The organism is Plantibacter sp. CFBP 8804, from assembly GCF_014841225.1.
GTDB classification, from domain to species: Bacteria; Actinomycetota; Actinomycetes; order Actinomycetales; family Microbacteriaceae; genus Plantibacter; species Plantibacter auratus.
Genome location: NZ_JACYTU010000008.1, coordinates 92,458 through 110,232, shown reverse-complemented (window position 1 = coordinate 110,232; position 17,775 = coordinate 92,458). Strand labels below are relative to the sequence as shown.

Annotated in this window: 9 protein-coding genes; 7 read left to right on the top strand and 2 right to left on the bottom strand. The window is 70.4% G+C overall.

The annotated features are described in order from the left end of the window. Positions 1 to 478 precede the first annotated feature (478 nt). From IFU11_RS14430 to IFU11_RS14400, 7 genes are all read left to right on the top strand, one after another. The gene (locus IFU11_RS14430; RefSeq protein ID WP_192019373.1) at positions 479 to 8,740 is read left to right on the top strand and encodes a hypothetical protein; all 8,262 of its coding nucleotides are present in this window, start codon (positions 479 to 481) and stop codon (positions 8,738 to 8,740) included. 117 nt (positions 8,741 to 8,857) lie between these two features. Further along, positions 8,858 to 9,826, top strand: a complete 969-nt coding sequence (locus tag IFU11_RS20305) for a DUF5819 family protein (protein ID WP_192019372.1) — start codon at positions 8,858 to 8,860, stop codon at positions 9,824 to 9,826. After that, entirely contained in the window at positions 9,823 to 10,848 is a 1,026-nt protein-coding gene (locus IFU11_RS14420) for an HTTM domain-containing protein (RefSeq protein WP_192019371.1), read from the top strand. The genes IFU11_RS20305 and IFU11_RS14420 overlap by 4 nt, the downstream gene beginning before the upstream one ends. Before the next feature lie 399 nt (positions 10,849 to 11,247). Beyond that, complete coding sequence (locus tag IFU11_RS14415) at positions 11,248 to 12,036, top strand: DeoR/GlpR family DNA-binding transcription regulator (RefSeq protein WP_192019370.1); 789 nt, start codon at positions 11,248 to 11,250, stop codon at positions 12,034 to 12,036. Beyond that, a complete protein-coding gene (locus tag IFU11_RS14410; RefSeq protein WP_192019369.1) occupies positions 12,033 to 13,034 on the top strand; it encodes a 1-phosphofructokinase family hexose kinase in 1,002 nt (333 codons plus the stop codon). The genes IFU11_RS14415 and IFU11_RS14410 overlap by 4 nt, the downstream gene beginning before the upstream one ends. A gap of 122 nt (positions 13,035 to 13,156) precedes the next feature. Next, on the top strand, positions 13,157 to 15,199 hold the full coding sequence (locus IFU11_RS14405) for a PTS fructose transporter subunit IIABC (RefSeq protein ID WP_192019368.1): 2,043 nt from the start codon (positions 13,157 to 13,159) through the stop codon (positions 15,197 to 15,199). Between the two features lie 79 nt (positions 15,200 to 15,278). Further along, a complete protein-coding gene (locus IFU11_RS14400) occupies positions 15,279 to 15,548 on the top strand; it encodes an HPr family phosphocarrier protein (protein ID WP_056014456.1) in 270 nt (89 codons plus the stop codon). Positions 15,549 to 15,782: 234 nt separating this feature from the next. Here the strand turns inward: IFU11_RS14400 and IFU11_RS14395 are convergent, their stop codons facing one another. Beyond that, complete coding sequence (locus IFU11_RS14395) at positions 15,783 to 16,418, bottom strand: response regulator (RefSeq protein ID WP_192019367.1); 636 nt, start codon at positions 16,416 to 16,418, stop codon at positions 15,783 to 15,785. Continuing rightward, positions 16,412 to 17,608, bottom strand: a complete 1,197-nt coding sequence (locus IFU11_RS14390; protein ID WP_192019366.1) for a sensor histidine kinase — start codon at positions 17,606 to 17,608, stop codon at positions 16,412 to 16,414. Before IFU11_RS14390 ends, IFU11_RS14395 begins: the two co-directional genes overlap by 7 nt. Positions 17,609 to 17,775: the final 167 nt, after the last annotated feature.

Below are 17,775 nucleotides of genomic sequence, written 5' to 3'. Positions count from 1 at the left end.
CGCCCCACTGCCGTCGCAAACGGTTCTTCCATATCGCAGCCCCCTCAAGCTCCGTCAGGACGACGGGATCCGCATCACTAGGGATGCTGCGAATACTCCGTCGGATGCCCCATTATCCGTAATCCCTGAGTGCTTCCGCAGCCCTAACTGAGCGTTCTCAGTAGAAACTACGCACCCCACTCGGGGGTAAACCCCCGGCCGGTGAGGGTTATCCCTCAATCGTCATCGATGACATGACGCGCTGGGAATCAACTGCGCTGGACCGCCGCCACTGAACACGTGTCGACGCCGCTCCGGGACCGTTCGAAACCCGGCGTCCCGCGTCGCCGCCTCGCACTGCCGAGACCAGTACCGGTTTTCGATCCGGCACTACGGAGGTTGGGGTCCCTCCTCTGGGGGACAGGGAAGCCCGCCCATAGATTGGCCGGGATCGACGCCAGTCGCGGGTTCGCCCGTGCACCGAAGAAAGGGTTCCACCGTGGGGGAACAGCAGCGAAGCATCCTCGGCCGAGGCCGTGCGTGGAAGGTCGCGGCTATGGCCGTGGTCGGCACGGTCATCGCCATGGGATCGACGACGGCGGCCACAGCGGCCCCGACCGATGTCTCCGACGGCTTCGGCCGGTTCCTCGGAGGACAGGCGGCCGGGATCAACCTCGACGCCCTCGCCGCGGTCGCCGGTGCCCGCGCCGAGAACCCGAGTGGTGTCCACCCCGTCGCCGCGAACCCGCTGTCGGCCGACGTGCTCAACACCCTCGGCGTCGATCTCGGCAGCTCGCTCCAACTGTTCGGTGCCAATGGCGTCATCGAGCTCGGCGCGGTCGCCCAGTACGGGTCCGCCGCCGCCAACGGCGACGCGATCGCCGGCTCAGGCGCGGTCACCGACCAGGGCGGCGTCTCGATCGGCGGGCCAGACGCCCCGCCGGCGGACGCCGAACTCGACCTGACCGGTCTGCTGGGCCGGGTCGGGACCCCGACCGGTGGCATCCTCAGCGACCTCTCCCTCAGCCTCGGCGCCCTCGCCTCCACGATCTCGCAGACGGGCGGCGCCACGGCCGTTCCCGACTACCAGATCTCCGGTGCGACGCTCACGCTCCAGAGCCCGCTCGTGCAGAACGTCTACACGAACCTCCAGACCACGGTCGGGAGTGTCCAGACCTCGCTCAACGGTCTGCAGACCGCACTCAACCAGGCGCTCACCGGAGCGATCAACCTGGGCATCGTGACCTCGACGACCTCCGTGGCCGTCACTCCTCCGAACCTCAACGCCCTGCTCCCCACCGGTCCGGTCGGCTCCGCGAGCGGCGTCACGGTCGACCTCACCACGGGTGCCGTCACGGTCGACATCGAGACACTGCTCGCAGCTGACCCTGACCTGCCGGATCTCAACGAGCTGCCGCCCAACACCTCGCTGCTGTCCGGTCCGATCGCCGCTGCGATCGCTGACGGCATCACGCAGGCCATCACCGATCAGGTGACGGCGGTCGTCACCGGCCTGCGCACTGCCGTCGAGGCCACCAACGTCAACGCCGTGGTCCAGGTCCGAGCACTCGGCCAGAACGCGGTCACCCTGACGCTGAACGCGCCGCTGTCCGCCATCGAGGACGGGTCGGCGACCTTCGTCACCTCCGGACTCGTCACCGGTGTGCTGAACACGGTGCTCGGCGTCCTCGGTCTCAGCCTCGACCAGATCATCTCGAACCTGCTCAACCTGGTGCTCGGGGTCGTCGGCGGAGTGTTCACGGTCCTCGAGACAGCCGAATCGACGGTCGACGGCATCACCGGCGGCCTCGCCGCGAACGTCGTCGGGCCGATCCTCAACATCGTCACCCTCGTCGCCGACGTGACCGCGAACGTGCAGCCGGCCACCGGCGACCTCGGAGACGGGTCAGCCACCGTCCGCGCGGTGCAGATCTCCCTCGTCCCGGCGATCTCGTTGGCGACGGTCAACCTCGCGTCGTCCTCCGTGCGCGGCACGCTCGTCGTGTACGACACGGCGATCACCGCCACACCGGCGACCGTCAACCCAGGCCAGTCCACCGTGATCGACGGCACCGGCTTCGCGGCGAACGAGCAGGTCACCATCATCGCGCCTGGCCTCGACCCGGTCATCACGACGTCGGACGCCGCCGGTGTGATCAGCCAGAGCGTCGCGATCCCCGCCGGTTTCACCCCGGCGACCCTGACGTTCACCGCCACCGGTGCGACCTCCGCCACCCCGGCCACCACCGACCTCGTCGTCGCGCCCTTCGTGACCGCCATCACCGCCGACCCGGCGACGATCGCTCCGGGCGGCAGCACCACGATCACCGGCACCGGGTTCCTGCCCGGCGAGTCGGTGTCGATCACCGTCCCCGGCCTCACCGACCCGATCATCACCACCGCGACGGGTACCGGCACGATCTCCACGAGCCTCACGCTCCCGGCGGACTTCCCGCTCGGCCCCGTGACGGTCACGGCGACCGGTGCCTCATCGGCCAGCCCCGCGACCACGACGGTCACCGTCGAGGCGACGCAGTTTGTCACCGCCATCACCGCCGACCCGGCCAGTGTCGTCGCTGGTGGGACCACGACGATCACCGGCACCGGCTTCGCCTCGGGCGAGACCGTCGCCGTCTCGATCCCCGGCGTCGACCCGGTCACCACGACGGCCACCGGAACCGGCACGATCTCGGTCGAGCTCGACGTCCCGGCGGACTTCGCCGCGGGCCCGGTCGTCGTGACCGCGCTCGGCGAGACGTCCGACACCCCGGCCACGACCAACCTCACCGTGGTCTACGAGACCTCGATCGTCGCCGTCCCGGCCACGGTCGCGGGTGGCACGACCACGATCATCAACGGCGCCGGCTTCGCGCCCGGCGAGGACGTCGTCGTGACGTTCCCCGGCCTCGAGCCGATCACCGTCACCGCCACGGCACTCGGCGCGATCGGCACCCCCGTCGCGGTCCCGCAGAACTTCGCGGTCGGTGACGTCACGGTCACCGCCCTCGGCGCTGTGTCCGCGACCGAAGCGACCACCGTCGTCACCGTCACCGCGACGGTCTACGACACCGCCATCACGCTCGACCCGACGTCGCTCATCCCTGGGAACACCACGACCGTCACCGGCACCGGCTACCTGCCCGGCGAGACGGTCACCGTCGGTTACCCGGGCGGCACCCCAGTGACCGTCGAGGCGGACGGCGACGGCGGCTTCACCGTCGACCTGCCCGTCCCCGACGGCACGCCGGCCGGCACGCTCGTCGTCACCGCGACCGGCGAGACCTCCGCAACCCCGGCGACCGCCGACCTCGAGGTGCTGCCGTACGACACGGCCATCACCGCCGACCCGGCCTCCCTCCTCCCCGGCAACTCGACCACCATCACCGGCACCGGCTTCGCCGCGAACGAGTCGGTCTCCGTCTCCTACCCGGACGGCACGCCCGTCGTCGTGACGGCTGACGGCGATGGCGGCTTCACGGCCGTCCTGCCGATCCCCTCCGGTACGCCCGCCGGCCAGCTCACGGTCACCGCCACCGGCGCGATCTCCGCCACGCCGGCCGAGACGGTCATCACCGTCGAGGCGTACGACACCGCGATCGCGGTCGACCCACAGACCGTCGCCCCTGGCGGCAGCACGGTCGTGACCGGCTCGGGCTTCGTTCCTCAGGAGACCGTCACGATCACCATCCCCGGCCTCGCCACGCCCGTGACGACCACGGCGAACGGCGACGGTGAGATCACGGTCAGTGTCACGCTCCCCGCGGACTTCCCGCTCGGCGACGTCACCGTCACCGCCACCGGCGCCGTCTCGGCCACCCCTGCCACGGCGACGCTCACCGTCGAGGCGACCACCTACGTCACGGCCATCACCGTCGACCCGACGACCGTCGTCGCGGGAGAGAGCACGCTCGTCACCGGTACCGGCTTCGAGCCCGACGAGACCGTCACGGTCTCCATCCCCGGTGCGCCCGCGGTCACCACGCAGGCGTCGGCGACCGGAACCATCTCCGTGTCGCTCCCGGTTCCGGCGGACTACGCGGAGGGCGCGGTCGTCGTGACCGCGCTCGGTGAGGTCTCCGAGACCCCGGCCACCACGAACCTCGCGGTCGACGTCGTCTACACCCCGACGATCACCGCCGACCCGGCCACGGTCCCCGGCGGCACCAGCACCGAGATCTCGGGCACCGGCTTCGCGCCGAGCGAGAGCGTCACGGTCACCTTCCCGGGCCTCGACCCGATCACGGTCACGTCGAACGCGGCGGGCGAGATCACGACCACAATCGACGTCCCGCAGGACTTCGCGGTCGGTCCGGTCACGGTCACAGCCCTCGGCGTCGTCTCCGCGACCGAGGCGACGACCACGGTCACGGTCGAGGCGACGGTCTACGACACGGCGATCACCGCCGACCCCGACACGCTCCTCCCCGGCGGCAGCACCACCGTCACCGGAACGGGCTTCCTGCCCGGCGAGTCCGTCTCCGTCTCCATCCCCGGCGGCACGCCCGTCGTGGTGGAGGCCGGCCCGGACGGTGACATCACCGCCATCCTGCCGATCCTGCCCGGCACCCCCGCCGGCCCCGTCGTCGTGACGGCCGTCGGAGCAGTGTCGAACACGCCCGCCACTGCGACGATCACCGTCGAGGCGTTCGACACGACCCTCGCCGCGACGCCGTCCACACTGAACCCCGGTGACTCGACGATCCTGTCCGGCACCGGCTACGTCGCGAACGAGTCGGTGACCATCTCGGCTCCCGGCTTCGACGACGTCGTGACCACGGCGAACGGGCTCGGTGAGATCAGCCAGGTGGTCGCCTTCCCCGCGGACTTCGTCCCCGCGACCGTGACGTTCACGGCCACGGGCGCCCTGTCGCTCACGCCGGCGCAGACCTCGGTCCTCGTCGAAGCGGTCGTGTACGACACGGCGATCACGGTGGATCCGACGACGGTCAACCCGGGCGGCACCACCACCGTCACGGGCACCGGCTTCGCACCGAACGAGACCGTCACCATCACGATCCCGGGCGGCGACCCCGTCACCGTGACGACGAACGGTGACGGCGACTTCACCCAGGCCGTGACGATCCCGGCCGGAACGCCTGCTGGGCCACTGACGATCACCGCGACCGGTGACACGTCGAACACGCCCGCCGACGCCGACGTGACCGTGGTTCCGTACGAGACCGCGATCACCGCGGACCCCGACACGCTGCTCCCCGGCACGTCGACCACGATCACCGGTACCGGCTTCGCGCCGAACGAGTCCGTCTCGGTCTCCATCCCCGGTGGCACGCCGGTCGTCGTGACGGCGAACGGTGACGGCGGCTTCACCGCCGCCCTGCCGATCCCGTCGGGCACGGAGGCCGGACCGCTGGTCGTCACCGCAACGGGCGCCGTCTCGGCGACGGACGCGACCGCGACGGTCACCGTCGAGGCCTACGAGACCACGATCGCCCTCGACCCGACGACGGTCGCCCCTGGCGGCAGCACCACGGTCACCGGTGACGGCTTCGCGCCGAACGAGGCGGTGAGCGTCACCGTCCCGGGCATCGCGACGCCGATCCCCACCACGTCGAACGGCAACGGTGAGATCTCCGTGAGCGTCAACCTCCCGGCGGACTTCCCGCTCGGACCCGTGACCGTCACCGCCACGGGGGCCGTCTCGGCGACCCCCGCCACGGCGACGCTCACCGTCGAGGCCACGACCTACGTCACGGCCATCACGGCTGACCCGACCACCGTCGTCGCGGGTGCCAGCACCCTCGTCACCGGCACCGGCTTCGCACCGAACGAGAGCGTCACGGTCTCGTTCCCCGGCGCCGACCCGGTGACCACCACGGCGACGGCGACCGGCACCATCTCGGTGTCGCTGCCCGTGCCGGCCGACTACGCCGAAGGCACGGTCGTCGTGACCGCGCTCGGTGCGACGTCCGACACCCCTGCGACGACGAACCTCACGGTCGACGTGGTCTACACGCCGACGATCACCGCCGACCCGGCGACGGTCCCCGGCGGCACCTCGACGGAGATCTCGGGGAGCGGCTTCGCTCCGACCGAGAGCGTCACGGTCACCTTCCCCGGTCTCGCGCCGGTGACGGTCACCTCGAACGCCGACGGTGAGATCACCACGACGTTCGCCGTCCCGCAGGGCTTCGCGACCGGTCCGGTCACGGTCACCGCACTCGGCGTCGTCTCGGCGACCGAGGCGACCACCGCCGTCACGGTCGAGGCCACGGTCTACGACACGGCGATCACCCTCACACCGGACACGGTGAACCCGGGCCAGACCACCACGGTCACCGGTACCGGCTTCCAGCCGAACGAGTCGGTCAGCGTCTCGATCCCCGGCGGCGACCCCGTCGTGGTCACGGCTGACGGCGACGGCGGCTTCACCGCGAACCTGCCGGTGCCGCCCGGAATGCCCGCCGGGCCCGTCACGGTGACCGCGGTCGGCGAGACCTCGGCGACGCCCGCCGAGGCGGAGCTCACGGTCGAGGCCTACGAGACGGCGATCACCGCCGACCCGAGCACGGTCACGGCCGGCGGAGCGACACTCGTCACAGGTACCGGCTTCGCCGCGAACGAGTCCGTCACGGTCTCGGTCCCGGGCGGCACCGCTGTCCCGGCGACGACGAACGGCGCCGGTGAGTTCTCGGTCGGCATCACGATCCCCGCGGCTGCCACCGCCGGCCCGCTCGTCGTGACGGCCGAGGGAGCGGTGTCGCAGACACCCGCCACCACCACTGTCACGGTCACCGCCGTCGTGTTCTCGCCCATCATCACCGCCTCCCCGGACGCGCTGATCGCCGGCAACACGACGGTCATCACCGGATCGGGCTTCGCAGCCAACGAGACGGTGACGGTGTCCATCCCGGGCGCCCCGGTCGTCACGCAGGTGACGAACGCCGGCGGCGGCTTCACGGTGACCCTGCCGGTCCCCGACGGTTACGCGCTCGGCGACGTCACGGTCACGGCACTCGGTGCTGCATCCAACGAGCCGGCGACGACGATCGTCGAGATCCTCGCGTACGACACGGCCATCACGGTCGACCCGTCCTCGGTGCTGCCGGGTGAGACGGTCAGGGTCGACGGGACGGGCTTCGCCGGAGGGGAGACCGTCACGGTGTCCATCCCGGGCGCACCGTCCGTCACCGTGGTGACGAACCCTGACGGTTCCTTCACCGTGGACCTGCCGATCCCGGACGACTACACGCCCGGACCGGTCACGGTGACCGCCGAGGGCGACGTCTCCGAGACGCCGGCCGAGGCCGACGTCACCATCGAGGACGGAGCGGTCGACGTCGACACCGACGCCGCTGCGGTCGATGTGGACACGGATGCCGACGTCGACGTCGACGTGGATACCGACACGGACGTGGACACCGATGTGGACGCTGACACCGCGACGGATGCTGACGTGGACGCTGACACGGCGACCGACGCCGATGTGGACGCAGATGTGGACGCTGACACCGCGACTGATGCCGATGTGGACGCTGACGCTGACACGGCGACTGATGCCGATGTGGATGCTGACACCGCGACCGATGCGGACGTCGACGCAGATGTGGATGCTGACACGGCGACTGACGCCGATGTGGACGCAGATGTGGACGCTGACACCGCGACTGATGCCGATGTGGACGCTGACGCTGACACGGCGACTGATGCCGATGTGGATGCTGACACCGCGACCGATGCGGACGTCGACGCAGATGTGGATGCTGACACGGCGACTGACGCCGATGTGGACGCTGACACGGCCACCGACGCTGACGTCGACGCAGATGTGGACGCCGACACCGCTACCGACGCTGACGTGGATGCTGACACGGCGACTGACGCTGACGTGGATGCTGACACGGCGACCGACGCCGACGTCGACGCTGACACGGCGACTGACGCCGATGTGGACGCTGACACGGCGACCGATGCCGATGTGGATGCCGACACGGCGACCGACGCTGACGTTGACGCTGACACGGCGACTGACGCTGATGTGGACGCTGACACGGCCACCGACGCTGACGTGGACGCGGATGTTGACACGGCGACTGACGCTGATGTGGACGTTGACACCGCGACCGATGCAGACGTGGACGCTGACACGGCCACCGACGCTGACGTGGACGCTGACACGGCCACTGATGCTGACGTGGACGCGGACGCTGACACGGCGACCGACGCTGACGTGGACGCAGACACGGCCACCGACGCCGACGCTGACGTGGACGCTGACACGGCGACCGACGCCGATGTGGACGCAGACACCGCGACGGACGCCGACACCGCAGCTGACGCCGACACGGCAGCTGACGCCGATGGTGACACCGACGCCGGCGACGAGCGTCAGGCGACCGTCAAGTACTCGACGATCGTCCGCGACACGGGCGTGATCCAGGAGGTCTACGCCACCGGCTTCGAGCCCGGCGAGACCGTCTCGGCGACCGTCTTCTCGACGCCGTTCGCACTGATGCCCGTCGTCGCAGACGCCTCCGGCAACGCCACCCTCACCTTCCCGGTCGACTCGTCGATCGAGCTGGGTGCCCACCGGGTGGAGCTCTCCGGATCCGTGACCGGCGACCTGCCGCTCGACCGCGAGGCGACCGCCTTCACGGTCACCGCGGTGGCCGCCGCCGCACCGGGGTCACGCCCCGGTCTGCCGAGCACCGGCTTCGACGGCCTGTGGCTCGGGGGACTCGGCGCCACGATGCTCCTCCTCGGAGGTGCCTTCGTGGCTACGCGACGGGCGCGTATGGAGTGACCCCGCCGAGTGGGCCGCGCCGTATTCGGGTCGGCGCGGCCCACTCCTTCCCCCGCGGACGGCACCACCGAACGGGTGCCCCCGCGGTTCATCACCACCCAGCACCAAGGAGGAACCGTGACTCCGATCACACGCACACCCGTCGGGGGGCGTCCTGACGCCCTTCGACAGGCTCAGGGACCGGAAGGGGCTCAGGGACCGGAAGGGGCTCAGGGACCGGAAGGCGCTGAGGGACCGGACGGCGCCGAGGTTCCGGACGGCGATCAGGCACCGGCGGCCGCTCGGCAGGACCGGGGAGCGGGATCGCCTCGGGATGGAGCCGCCCCGCCGAAGCGGGCCGCGCGCATCGCGGCCGCGGTCTCGATCGCCCTCGTCGGTGTCTACGTCGCCGGCACCCTCGTCATCGTCTCGCCGACCACACCCGTCCGTGGTGCCGTCGTCGCCGCGGCGGGCCCGTACTTCACGCAGAAGTGGAACGTCTTCGCGCCGAGCATCATGAAGACGAACATCACATTCTCCGTCCAAGCCCAGTGGCGTGACGCCGACGGGACCCTCGTGAAGTCCGACTGGGTCAACGTCACGAAGCTCGAGCAGCAGGCGGTCCCCGGCCACGCCGAGCCCTCGCGGATCCAGAAGTCCTCGTGGAACGCGATGCTCGCCTACAACACCCGGTACCTCGCGCTCGACGCCCAGCAGCGCGAGATCGTGCGCGACACCTTCATCCAGCGGGCCGATGGTGGCGGGTATCGCGCCCAGTCGGCCGAGTCGCTCATCGCCGACCTCGACGCCGTCAGCAAGACTCCGGGCTCAGGGCAGGGCGACATCGTCCGGTTCCTCCGCTACGACTACATGCTCAAGGAGTACGCGACCGCGTTCTCCACGGCGTACTTCGACCAGGACGTCGAGCGCGTCCGGTGGCGGATCGACCGCACCCGCCCGAACGACTTCGACAACCGCTTCTCCGAGGAGCAGCAGTTCGACGACACCGCCGTCACCTTCGGCTGGCGGCACGTCGACGACGTCATCGACGCGGAGACCCTCGCCGTCTACCGGGACGTCATCACCCGGTACGGGGGTGCACGATGAACGCCGTCCGTGCCTGGTTCGACCGTTTCGCCGGCTGGGTCACGGGTGCCAAGCACGCCGGCTACAGCCTCTCCGCCCTGCGGATCCTCTACGGTGTCGCGATCGTCAGCTTCCTCCTCACGAGTCTCGCCGACCGCCACTACCTCTGGGGCGTCGCATCGAAGTGGGTCGACCCGGAGGCGAACCGCCGCGCCTGGTTCCCGCTGTTCGAGCTCGTCTTCACGAAGGACAGCGCCTTCGTCTTCGACCTCGCCTACGGGGTGCTCATCGTGCTCGGCCTGCTGTTCCTCATCGGCTGGCAGACCAGGTTCGTCACGCCCGTCCTGCTCGTGTTCTGGGTGGGGCTCGCGACCAACAGCACGGTGCTGACCAACGGCGGCGACACGATCATCCGCATCACGCTGCTGTTCCTGGTGTTCGCGGACCTGTCGCGTCACTGGTCGGTCGACGCCTGGCTCACCAAGCGGCGGGGTCGAGCGCTGCGGCCGATCCTGCGCGGTCGGTTCGCGATCCCGTCGTGGCTCGCGAACGCCGCCAACAACACCGCGGTCCTCCTCTGCGCGTACCAGATCATGCTCGTCTACGTGAACTCCGGCATCTACAAGCTCATGGGTCCCGAGTGGCGCGAGGGCACGGCGTTCTACTACTCGCTCGTCCTCGACGTGTTCCGCCCGTTCCCGGTGCTGAGCGACCTCGCCTGGCAGCTCGGCCCGTTCGTCTGGGTGGCGACGTTCCTGTCCGTCTGGGTGCAGTTGCTGTTCCCGGTGCTGATCCTGTGGCGGCCGACGCGGATCCTCGCGCTCGGCTTCACGATCCTGATGCACCTCGGCATCGGCCTGTTCCTCGGACTGTGGCCGTTCTCGCTCGCGATGATCGCGCTCGACCTGCTGTTCGTCCGCGACCGCAGCTGGGTCGCCGTCGGTCGGTGGGCGTCGCACGCCGGGGGAGTGCTCCGCCAACTGCTGCCGGAGCGCGAAGCAGCGGAGAGACCTGTCACGACGTCGGCCGGTTCGCCGTCGTGACACCAGCCGTCTCGCGCGTTCGGGTGCGAGACGAACCGGCGGTCGGCGCCACGGTTGCGCCGACCGCCACCCCTTTGCCGGTCCCGGCCCTCGCGCCCTGACCCGCTGCCGACCGACCTCGCTGATCGGTCACTGAGCCGCCCACCTCATCGGCCACTGAGCCTGTCGAAGTGCGCCCTTCGACAGGCTCAGGGACCGGGGGTGGTTGCTGCCCTTCGACAGGCTCAGGGACCGGGGGTGGTTGCTGCCCTTCGACAGGCTCAGGGACCGGGGATGGTAGCTGCCCTGCGACAAGCTCAGGGTCCGGCGTAGAAGTGGATCTGTGTTTCTCTGTGTTTGTGTGATACTTTCTTCGCACTGCAAGCCTGCAACACCGGAAACGAAGGTCAAGGACGACGCATGTACGCGACGGAGCGGCACGAGCACATCACCAGCCGGGTGAAGACGAGCGGACGGGTCTCCGTCGCGGACGTCTCCCGTGAGCTGGGCGTCACCGCTGAGACGATCCGTCGCGACCTCGACCAGCTCGAAACCTCCGGTGTCCTGCGCCGCGTCCACGGCGGCGCCGTGTCCGCAGCACGTGCTTCCGTCGCCGAGGCCAGCCTCGCCGATCGCCAGGGTCAGCGGAGCGACGCGAAAGCGACGATCGCCCGTGCGGCCCTCCGGCTCATCCCGGCGACGTTCAGCGGCTCGATCGTCATCGACGCCGGGACGACCACGGCCCACCTCGCCGACCTCCTCGTGACCTGGCGCCCGGCCACCGCCGGCCAGGCGCTCACGGTCATCACCAACTCCGTCCCGATCGCCGCGACGCTCCACCACTGCGACCATGTCGAACTGCACCTGCTCGGTGGCCGCGTCCGTGGCATCACCAGCGCGGCGGTCGGCAGCACGACCGTCGACGAGCTCGGCCGCTTCCGCCCCGACATCGCCTTCGTCGGCGCCAACGGGGTCAGCGCCGACTTCGGCCTCAGCACGCCCGACGAACTCGAGGGTGCCGTGAAGTCGGCGATCGTCCGCGGTTCGCGCCGGGCCGTCGTCCTCGCCGACGCCGCCAAGCTCGGTGAGGAAGCGCTCATCCGCTTCGCCGCCCTCGACGAGATCGACACCGTCATCACCGACGAGGTCGTTCCGACGACGCTCGGGGACGCCCTCGAGGCTGCGGGTGTCGAGGTGGTTGTCGCATGATCATCACCCTGACCGCCAACCCCTCGCTCGACCACACGGTGGAGCTCCCCGGTGTCGTCGAGCGCGGCGAGGTCCTCCGCGCCCTCGCCAGCCGGGAGCAGCCGGGCGGCAAGGGCGTCAACGTCTCGCGGGCCATCGCCGCCGCCGAGTTGGCGACCATCGCCGTCCTCCCCGGCGAATCGACCGACCCGATGATCGAGTCGCTCCGCGCGCAGGGCATCGACGTCCTCGCCGTCCCCACCGGGCAGCCCGTGCGTCGCAACATCACGCTCACCGAGCCCGACGGCACCACGACCAAGATCAACGAGCCGGGTCCGCTCCTCACCGAGGACGACGCGGCACGCCTCGTCGACGCGACCGCGCGTGCCGCCGCGAGTGCCGAGTGGCTCGTCATCGCCGGTTCGCTGCCACCCGGGCTGCCGGCCGACTTCTACGCACGGATCGTCCGGGCCGCTCGCGCCCGCACCGACGGCACCCGCCCGCTCGTCGCCGTCGACAGCTCGGGGGAGCCGCTCGCCGCCCTCCTCGCCGCCTTCGCCGCCACCGGGGAACGCGTCGACCTCATCAAGCCGAACGGTGCCGAACTCGCCGAACTCACCGGCACGGCGTCCGGCGACGAGATCGAGGCGGACCCGGCGCTCGCCGCGTCCGTCGCCGCCACGCTCGTCGGCTCCGCGGACCGACCCGGTCCGGTCGCCGCCGTCCTCGTCACGCTCGGCTCCCGAGGTGCCGTGCTGGTGGAGGGTGACACCGCCTGGTCGGCCCGGGCCCCGAAGATCGTCGCGCGCAGCACCGTCGGTGCGGGGGACTCCTCCCTCGCCGGCTACCTGATCGCCCGAACCGCAGGTCTCGCACCTGCAGCACGCCTCGCGCAGGCCGTCGCCCACGGAGCCGCAGCCGCGGCACTCCCCGGCAGCGACGTACCGGCGCTCAGCGGGACGGACGCCGCCGCCATCGACGTCGTCCAGCTCCCGCAGCGGATCCCCTCCGCCCCCTGACCGCCCACCCCGGTCCCTGACCGCCCACCCCGGTCCCTGACCGCCCACCCCGGTCCCTGAGCTTGTCGAAGGGCCGCCCCGACCACCCGAAGCACCAGCATCCGTTTCGAAGGAGAACCCAGATGTCCACCCCACTCATCACCCCAGGGCTCGTCGCCCTCGACGCCGACCTCGGCACCGATCGCGCGGGTGTCATCCGCGCGCTCGCCGAGCTCGTCGTCCGCGCCGGCCGTGCCACCGACACCGAGGCCCTCTTCGCCGACGCCTGGGCGCGGGAGAGCAAGACCGACACCGGCATCCCCGGCGGCATCGCGATCCCGCACTGCCGTTCAGCCGCCGTCACCGAGCCGACGCTCGCGATGGCCCGTGTCTCGCCGCTCGTCGACTTCGGTTCCGACGACGGCCCGGCCGACCTCCTCTTCTTCATCGCGGCCCCGGACGGCGCCGACCAGGCGCACCTCGCCCTCCTGTCGAAGCTCGCCCGCTCGCTCATCAAGCCCGAGTTCGTGACCTCACTGCGTGAGGCGCCCGACGCCGCCGCGGTGGTCGCACTCGTCGATGGTGCACTCAGCGACGCGCCCAAGCCGGCGTCGGCTCCTGCAGCCGAGCGCGCCGCGACGGCTCCCGTCGAGGCCGGCGACCAGGCCGCACGGCCCGTGCTCATCGCGGTCACCTCGTGTGCGACGGGCATCGCCCACACCTACATGGCGGCCGACTCGCTCGCCGCCACCGCGAAGCGCCTCGGTGTCGAGCTGCACGTCGAGACGCAGGGCGCCTCCGGTGCGACCCCGCTGCCCGCCGACGTCGTCGCGAAGGCGCAGGCCGTCATCTTCGCCGTCGACGTGGACGTCCGCGACGTCACCCGCTTCGCCGGGAAGCCCGTCATCAAGGCTCCCGTGAAGCGCGGCATCGACGCCCCGGAACAGCTCATCAACGACGCGGTCGCCGCGATCTCGAACCCGAACGCCCCGCGGGTCGCCGCAGCGGCCGGCGACGCCTCCGCGTCGACGTCTGACAAGAAGGATGCCAACGTCGGTCAGTCGATCAAGCGCTGGCTGCTCACCGGCGTCAGCTACATGATCCCGTTCGTCGCCGGTGGCGGTCTGCTCATTGCCCTCGGCTTCCTCCTCGGCGGCTACGACATCACCGAGAACGCCGGCAAGATCATCGTCGAGAACAGCCTCGTGAACCTGCCGGCCGGCGGACTCGGCGCCTACCTCGGTGCCGTCGCGTTCTCCATCGGCAACGCCTCGATGGCGTTCCTCGTCCCGGCCCTCGCCGGCTACATCGCCTACGCCATCGCCGACCGACCGGGCATCGCGCCCGGGTTCGTCGCCGGTGCGGTCGCCCTCCTCATGAGCGCCGGCTTCCTCGGCGGACTCGTCGGTGGTCTGCTCGCCGGTGGTGTCGCCTACGGCCTCGGTCGCCTGAACGTGCCGCGGTGGCTGCGTGGGCTGATGCCCGTCGTGATCATCCCGCTGATCGGCTCGATCGTCGCGTCCGGCCTCATGATCCTCGTCCTCGGCGGCCCGATCGCCGCACTCATGGGCGGGCTCAACTCCTGGCTCTCCGGCCTCACCGGTGTCTCCGCGATCCTGCTCGGCGTGATCCTCGGCACGATGATGGCGTTCGACCTCGGTGGCCCCGTCAACAAGGTCGCGTACTCGTTCGCCGTCGCCGGTCTCGGTGCGGGAACGCTCGCCAACCAGGCGCCGTGGCAGATCATGGCCGCCGTGATGGCCGCCGGCATGGTGCCGCCGCTCGCGATGGCGCTCGCCTCGACCGTCCTCAGCCGTCGTTCGTTCACCGCGGTCGAGCGGGAGAACGGCAAGGCCGCCTGGCTGCTCGGTGCCGCGTTCATCAGCGAGGGTGCGATCCCGTTCGCCGCGGCCGACCTGTTCCGCGTCATCCCGGCGTCGATCCTCGGTGGTGCCGCCACCGGTGCGCTCATCATGGCGACCGGCGTCACCTCGCAGGCACCGCACGGTGGCATCTTCGTGTTCTTCGCCATCGGCAACATCGGGATGTTCATCCTGTCGGTCGCCGTCGGCACCGTCATCACCGCGGTCGCCGTCATCCTGCTCAAGCGGTTCGCCCGTCGTCGGCCGGTGGAGGCTGCCGACTCGGCAGCCCCCGCGGTCGCCACCGAGCCCGCGACCGTCTGATCCGTACCCGTCCGATCCACAGCCTGACCTGATCCACTGGTCCGGCCGGCACCAACCGAACCGCAGAAGGAGCATCATCATGGCCGAACGCCAAGCCACCATCGCCAGCCGCGTCGGGCTGCACGCCCGCCCCGCCAAGCTCTTCATCGAGACGGTCAAGCGCCAGCCGGTGCCCGTCACGATCGAGCTGGGAGACTCGGGCCCGCTCGACGCCTCGAGCATCCTCACGATCATGAGCCTCGGCGCCACCAACGGCGACGTCGTCACCCTCCGCGCTGAGGGCGAGGGTGCCGACGAGGCGCTCGCCGAGCTCGCCGGTCTCCTCGAGACGGACCTCGACGCCGAGTAGTCACCCCGCACCACGAAGCCCCGCCGCCCGAGTCATCTCGGACGGCGGGGTTTCGTCGTGGGCCCTCCGACAGGCTCAGGGAGCGTGGAACCGTTCCGGTCACTGAGCTTGTCGAAGTGCCCCAGGGGAACCGCCTCGCTCGGGTGTGGGTGCTCGTGGGCCATTCGACAGGCTCAGGGAGCGTGGAACCGTTCCGGTCACTGAGCTTGTCGAAGTGCCCCGGGAAACCCAGGTTCAGCGGTGCTCGGGCGGTCGGACGATGCCGCGCTGTCGAGCCGCGGCGATGGCGGCGCCGCGACCGTCCACCCCGAGTTTCGTGTAGATGTGCGCGAGGTGGGTCTTGACGGTCGTCTCGCTGATGAACAGCCGACGTGCGAGTTCGCGGTTGCCGAGACCGTCCGTGAGCAACTCCAGGATCTCGGCCTCGCGCGGGGTCAGCGCTTCCTGACGATGTTGCAGGTGATGCATGAGCCGTGATGCCACCGGTGTGCTCAGCGCGCTCTGTCCCATCGCGGCTGTTCGCACCGCGCGGAAGATCTCCTCGGGCGAGGACGTCTTGAGCACATACCCGACGGCTCCCGCATCGACGGCCCGGACGATGTCGGCATCCGTGTCGTAGGTTGTGAAGATCAGCACCTGCGGTGCCGGGCTGAGCGCGCGGAGACGCCTGGTCGTCTCGATCCCGCCGATCCCGTCGCCCATGGCGAGATCGACGACCACGAGGTCCGGCTGCACCTCGGTGACCAGTGGAACCGCGCTCTCGCCAGACGACGCCTCACCCACGATCTCGAGGTCGGGTTGGGTCTGCAGGATCAGGCGCAGACCCGCGCGCACGACGGCATGGTCGTCGACCAGGACGAGGCTCAGCACGTCGACCCCGCATCGGTCGGGAGCTGGGCGACGATCACGGTGCCGTCACCGGGGGCGCTCTCCACCGTGAACCGACCGCCGAGCTGCTCGATCCGCTGCCGCATCGCGCGCAGTCCGTAGCCGCCGGTGCTCGACGGTTCGGGGACCGCCGACGCATCGAATCCGACGCCGTCGTCGGCGATGTCGACGACGACCTGGTCGGTCAGACACGTGAGGGTGACATGGATCGCCGATGCGCCGGCATGGAGATCGGCGTTCTGCACGGCACTCTGGCAGACGCGCAGGATCGCGTGGGCGATCTCAGGCGGATAGGGGCTCGGCTCGCCGTCGATGCGCAGCTGGGCGGCGGGGGTCTCCGCCACCAGATGTTCGAGCGCGGAGGCGAGACTGATGCCGTCGAGCCGGGGTGAACCGAGGTCGTGGACGAGGTTCCGTGCTTCGCCGAGCGTCGAGCGGATCAGCTCGACCGCCTCGCGCAGACGGGCGCGGCCGGTGGCCGGAGACGTGTCGATCGTCTGCGCGGTGGCCTCCATGATGAGGAGCGAACTCGCGAGTCCTTGGGTCACGGAGTCGTGGAGTTCGCTCGACACCCGCGCTCGCTCCTGAGCGATCCCGGCTTGTCGTTCGGTCGCGGCGAGTCGCGCCTGGGCTTCCGTCAGTCGACGGATGAGCGCCGCCTGCGTCCGGTTGTCGGACTCGATCCGTGAGGTGACGACGCTCACGAGCGCAGCCACCACCGCTGTACCCACCACGATCGTCCAGTCGAAGCCGCCGGTGAGGACGAGGAGCGAGCGAGCGCAGACCGCGGCGAGACCGACGGCGACCCACGCGGTCGGGAAGGCGCGGCGTGCGAGGAAGTAGACCGAGAACGCCGTCCACCAGAAGCTCGGGGCGATGAGTACGAGCAGCGTCCACAGTGCGAGGAGGATCACGACGAGGATCCGGTGTCGGACGCCCGTCTTCCGCGTGGCGAGGAGGTAGGCGGACGCGGTCGCGACGGTCAGCGCCCCGACGGTCCAGTTCACCGCCTCGACCCCGTGGCTCATGACGTATCGCACGGCCGAGGTCACGAGCAGTGCGAAGAAGGTGAGGTTGAGCACGACGTCGAGGGGCGTCGCGCCGAGGGCTGCGGCTCGGCGGTACGGGCGAGAGAGCGGGGTCGCGTGGACTGATGTTCGATCGTCTGACATGGGACCCTTCCGGCGATCCCTCCATGCTAGGCGAGCCTCCGAGGGCCGGCCTCATCCGAAGGGATGAGGGCCGGTCGGCCGTTGGCCCGACCGGATCCGGGCGGCGCGGACGAGGTGGAGGAAGCGCCGCCGGACGAGAGTTGTCGGAGCGCATCGTCCGATGCTGA